General features: G+C 33.6%; 3 protein-coding genes and 2 pseudogenes. All 5 read left to right on the top strand.

Annotation, left to right across the window (positions count from 1 at the left end; all coding sequences use genetic code 11):
* Positions 1–345 precede the first annotated feature (345 nt).
* The 5 genes and pseudogenes from KI369_RS24805 (at position 346) to uppP (ending at position 3432) form a co-directional block, all read left to right on the top strand.
* The gene (locus KI369_RS24805; protein WP_212957922.1) at positions 346–1059 is read left to right on the top strand and encodes a response regulator transcription factor; all 714 of its coding nucleotides are present in this window, start codon (positions 346–348) and stop codon (positions 1057–1059) included.
* A pseudogene (locus KI369_RS24800) lies at positions 1049–1433 on the top strand (sensor histidine kinase); the annotation flags it as partial. The gene KI369_RS24805 and the pseudogene KI369_RS24800, both read left to right, overlap by 11 nt.
* Positions 1417–1887: pseudogene (locus KI369_RS24795) on the top strand (ABC transporter ATP-binding protein); the annotation flags it as partial. The pseudogenes KI369_RS24800 and KI369_RS24795, both read left to right, overlap by 17 nt.
* Entirely contained in the window at positions 1880–2617 is a 738-nt protein-coding gene (locus tag KI369_RS24790; RefSeq protein ID WP_212957913.1) for an ABC transporter permease, read from the top strand. The pseudogene KI369_RS24795 and the gene KI369_RS24790, both read left to right, overlap by 8 nt.
* Positions 2618–2634: 17 nt before the next feature.
* Positions 2635–3432 carry an undecaprenyl-diphosphate phosphatase gene (uppP, locus tag KI369_RS24785; protein WP_212957911.1) on the top strand — a complete coding sequence of 266 codons (798 nt, stop codon included), beginning with the start codon at positions 2635–2637 and terminating at the stop codon, positions 3430–3432.
* The last annotated feature ends 692 nt before the right edge of the window (positions 3433–4124 follow it).

Raw genomic sequence — 4124 nt, 5'->3', positions numbered from 1 at the left:
AAGTTTTTCATTTTGTTTGCCGCGTTCTGCGTTATTGCATCGGCGACTTGTCCTATATTACACCTCTAAGATAAAATCGTCAATACCTTTTTATAAAGATATTCAATTAAATGTTTTTACGCTCTTTTAGCTATATACATCCCTACAAAAATTCATTAACGAAAACTACCTTCTGCTTCTCTTTAATTTATTCTCGCAAAACATATTCAATTTACTTTGACCCTAGGCTTAATTTGCGTGGATATTTCACTCCACCAAAACTATTAACCTTATTTTAACAAATACTAGTATATAATTAGAGGGTTGTTGTACCATCAATGAAATCCATTAGAAGCAGGTGAAGATATGAAAGATATACGTATCCTTATAGCAGACGATGATAAAGAAATCCGAAATTTATTAAAAATATATTTGGAACGAGAATTATATATGGTAGATACTGCGATTAATGGCGATGAAGCCTTACAATTATTTAATCAAAACAATTATAACCTCGTTATATTAGACCTTATGATGCCGAAAGTAGATGGTATCGAAGTATGCAGAAAACTTAGAGATAAAAAGAACGTACCGATATTAATGCTAACCGCTAAAGATCATGAAGTTGATAAAATTTTAGGTTTAAGCATTGGTGCTGATGATTACATTGCAAAGCCTTTCAGTATTCATGAAGTCATTGCACGTGTAAAAGCTCTTATGCGGCGTTCTTTAGTTCTTGGAAGTGACACTAATATACAAGAGAAAACAACTCTAACTTTTAACGGCCTATTGATCGATTTAAATACATATACAGTTCATACAAACAAAGAAGAAATTAACTTAACCGGAAAAGAACTGGAACTATTAAAATTCTTCACTTCAAATCCAGGGCAAGTATTTACAAAAACACAGCTCTTCCGAAATGTGTGGGACAATAATTATATAGAAGATGACAATACCGTTATGGTACATATTCGAAAACTTAGAAAGAAAATAGAAGTCGATCCTTCCAACCCAAAATTCATTCAAACTGTATGGGGAATTGGTTATAAGTTTGTAGGTGAACAGCTTGAAGACTGATAAAACCCTTTTCCTTATTTCATTACAACTTATCATTTGCGGGCTTTTAAATATACAAATGGACCCAAGAGTAAAAATATCTTTATTTATTACCCTTATCTTAATTACAATGTATCTCTTCTTTTCAAGAATACAATTCATTCAGCACCGCAAATCAATAGATGCTAAATTAAGTCGTGTACTAAAAGGTAATTTACAAGCAAGATTATTTACAAGCAATGATCGTTCATTACATAATATCGTTTTTTTCAATAAACGAACTAATAGCTGAATTAGAAAAGGTTCGGATTGAAGCAAAGAGGTCTGAGGAATCTAGAAAAAAACTTCTGTCTAGTATCTCGCACGATATACGAACACCACTTACCTCCATTATTAGATGAACCAACTAACGGACTAGACCCCATCGGGATTAAAGAAATGCGAAAACTTATTCATTCTTTAGCTCAAGAAAGGAATATAACGATACTCATTTCTAGTCACATATTAGCCGAGGTAGAACAGTTAGTCGATCGTATCGGAATTATTCACGAAGGAAAGTTACTAGAAGAAGTTTCTCTTGATACGCTACGCAAAGCAAACCGTAAATACATAGAATTTCAGGTGAATAATGACAATAAGGCTACGATGCTATTAGAAAATCAATTTCAAACTTTCGATTATGAGGTACATGATGAAGGGAATATTCGCATTTACTCTCATTTCGGGCAACAAGGATACATCAACGGAACATTCGTTCTAAATGATATTGAAGTATTAAAAATGATGATCAGTGAAGACAGATTAGAAGATTATTTCACCAAACTAGTTGGAGGTGGAACAATTGGTTAATCTACTCTATACAGAACTATTAAAACTAAAACGCTCTAATATGTTTTTAATTAGCATTATTGGGGCTGGTGTCGCACCTTTCTTAGTCGTAGTAGCCTCTTATATACATATAAAAACAAAACAGCCAACTCCGACTATTTGGTTCCACCAGTTATTCACTGACGTTAACTTATATACTACTTTAGTTATAGGATTCCCTTTATACGGAGTAGTTGTTGCTTATCTGTTTACCCGCGAATATGCAGAAGATACACTAAAAAATTTACTAACTCTCCCCGTGTCGCGCATTAGCTTTATTATAAGTAAGTTCATCGTTCTCTTCCTTTGGATCATGATGCTAACTTTAGTCGCTTGGTCGCTTACTTTAATATTAGGGCTATTGGGGAACTTCCCTGGTTTTAACACTACTTTACTTTTAGGTTCTTTCCTAAAATTTTTAATATGTGGTGGACTTCTCTTTCTATTGTCTTCACCTATTGTGCTATTAACTCTTGTAATGAAGAGCTATGTACCGCCTATTATATTAACAGTCATTATTACAATGATGAATCTTATGCTCGTGAACTCTAAACATAAAGATTTATTTCCGTGGACCGCTACTCTAGATATTGCAAATAATGAATTACAACCCACATATCCACCAGAGTATTCTTATATGATCATTGCAGCAACAGCAGTTTTCGGATTTATTGCAACACTATTCTATTTTAAGAGAGTAGACATTCATTAATTTATAGGAGTGAAATTATGAGCGATATCATTACTGCCTTCATACTCGGTATTGTAGAGGGGTTAGCTGAATTTTTACCTATCTCTTCTACTGGTCATCTTATATTAGTCGGGCATTTATTAGGATTTGAAGGAGAAAGAGCAAAAACGTTTGAAATTGTTATTCAGCTAGGCGCAATTTTAGCTATTGCAATTTTATATCATAAACGTCTCGTTTCTTTATGTAATATTAAGCCTCTTCTACGGAAAGAGAAAAAATTCAACGCGTTCCATGTATTTCTTGGCGTATTTCCGGCAGTAGTTGCTGGTTTGCTACTACATGATGTTATTAAAACTTACTTATTTCAGCCATACACTGTTGTGATTGGACTTGTAGCAGGGGCAATTCTTATGATCTTTGCAGAAGTAAAAAAGCAAGAGGAAACCGCCTGCTCACTGGATGATTTAACATACCGTCAAGCATTAACAATTGGATTATTTCAATGTTTAGCAGTATACCCTGGCTTTTCTAGAGCTGGCTCTACTATCTCTGGAGGTCTATTAGCAAAAGTAAATTACAAGACTGCATCAGAGTTCTCTTTTCTAATAGCTCTTCCTGTAATGGTTGGGGCTACAAGCTTAGACTTACTAAAAAGCTGGAAGTATTTAAGTGTCAATGATATCCCTATGTTTGCAGTAGGGTTCATTACCTCTTTTATAGTAGCAATGCTAGCAGTAGTAACTTTTCTGAAGCTTTTAGAGAAGATAGGTTTAAAACCTTTTGCATACTATCGCATTTTGTTAGCTGTCTTATTTACACTTTTCGTATTGCTATAGATTCATATAAGTCACATATTATTAAACCGATATTCAAGTTGAAATATCGGTTTTTTATCCATTTCATCTCTGTTTTACTTGAATATAGCATAGTAGCAATCCCTCCGAATATCCTTCAAGCAATTTTAACCTTTACCGTACGGCACAATTTAAAAATTAAACATCCCTCCATTAATCTAGATGTCTACTGGACAATGCTGTATAGGGATCGTATATTTTTATAAACCATATTCATTCCAAACACACTATCTTTCTTAATTCGCGACACACAGATACAAGTTTCAAATGCGTACAAAGACATAGCATATAAAGACCTTCCCCAAGAATTATAAAGAGACTAAACTATTTATTAAAGTGAGGTAATTGGGATACTTATTGGGGAAACCGTAAAAACCAGGATTTGTTACAGCTTGGCAATTTAGTGATTCTCCTCATTATCTTGCCCGGTTAGTAATTGATGATTTAAAAAACGCAATATGCCCCAGTCACATTTATTATGAATTAGAAACTAAACTAATATTGCCAAATAACGATTATAGTTTTATATTCAATGCGTAGGATGAACCTGTATCCATCATTAAGAAATCAGAATACAACGTTCGTCTATAATTGAAACAGTATAATATTGTTTACTAAACACGAAAAAACACAAGTCAAAAGACTTGTGTTTTTAGTTGCTTGGCGACGTCCTA

Origin of the sequence: Bacillus sanguinis (assembly GCF_018332475.1) — a bacterium.
In the GTDB taxonomy this organism is placed as follows: Bacteria; Bacillota; Bacilli; order Bacillales; family Bacillaceae_G; genus Bacillus_A; species Bacillus_A sanguinis.
Note: the sequence above shows the minus strand (reverse complement) of the source record. Positions and strands in the feature narration are given on the sequence as shown.